Here is a 1,240-nt window from a genome sequence, read left to right on the forward strand (position 1 = left end):
ATCCGACAGCCACGCCTGAAGCAGCACCAACAGCGCGGCAGCCCGATCCCCGGCCGCACCCGCCCCCGTCGCATCCACCAACAGCACCGGCACCGGCACCGGCAGCTCGTCACCGAGACGCATCACCGCACCCGGCACCTCACCCGCCACCTCCTGCGCGGCCCACTCCACCCCGAACAGCACACGGTCCGCCGCACCACGAGCCAGCTGACCGGCCGTCACGGGCCGGAGCCGGAGCGCGTCCACCTCGGCGACCGGGATCCCGGTCCCGTCCGCGAGCAGGAGGCGCACCTCGTCGGTGCCGTCCCCCCGGGAGAGGCGGACGCGCAGCTCCCGGGAAGCCGTTCCGGTGATCCGCACGCCGGTGAAGGCGAACGGCAGTCGCACCTCCCCGTCCGGCAGCAGTTCCCCCGCGCCGATCGCGTGCAACGCCGCGTCGAACAGTGCCGGGTGCATGCCGTACCCGTCGGTCGGCTGGTCGACCGCAACCTCCGCGAACACCGTCCCGCCGGCCCGCCAGGCCCGGCGCAGGCCCCGGAACGCCGGACCGTAGGACAGACCCGCGTCGGCGAACGCCTCGTACAGCCCGTCGATCGCGATCTCATCGGCACCGCTCGGGGGCCAGGCGATCAGGCTGAGGTCGGCGTCGACCCCGGCGGCCGGGGCGAGCGTGCCCTCGGCGTGGGTGCTCCAGGTCTCGGCGTCGCCGTCCTCGGGCTGGCTGTAGACGGTGACCGTGCGGCGGTCCGCGTCGGCGGCGGGCCCGACCCGGACCTGCAACCGGACGCCGCCCTGCGGCGGGATCACCAGGGGCTCACGCAGGATCAGCTCGTCGACACCGTTCGCGCCCACCCGTCGTCCGGCGGCGAGGACGAGGTCCAGCAGGGCGGTCCCCGGGACGAGCACGGAGCCGAACACCTGGTGGTCGGCGAGCCAGCCGGGAGTCCCCGCGGCCAGCCGGCCGGTGAGCAGGGCGCCGTCGCCGTCGGCGAGCAGCATCGCGGCGCCGAGCAGCGGGTGGTCGGACGCGTAGAGACCGACCGAGGTGACGTCGCCCGTCCCGGCGGCGGTCTCCAGCCAGTACCGCCGGCGCTGGAACGGGTAGGTGGGCAGGTCGGTCGGGCGGGCGCCGGTGCCGTCGAAGAGGACCCGCCAGGTGACGGGCTGCCCGTGGACGAACAGCTCGGCGACGGCGGTGAGCAGCGTGGTGGCCTCGTCGCGGTCGCGGCGCAGGGCGGCG

At 75.6% G+C, this 1,240-nt stretch carries 1 protein-coding gene; it reads right to left on the reverse strand.

From position 1 onward, the window contains the following. Nucleotides 1-1,240, reverse strand: a 1,240-nt coding sequence (locus PUR61_RS21225; protein ID WP_329880761.1) for a polyketide synthase dehydratase domain-containing protein, incomplete at both ends; no start/stop codon positions are given.

The organism is Streptomyces sp. BE20, from assembly GCF_036322525.1.
Lineage (GTDB): Bacteria > Actinomycetota > Actinomycetes > Streptomycetales > Streptomycetaceae > Kitasatospora.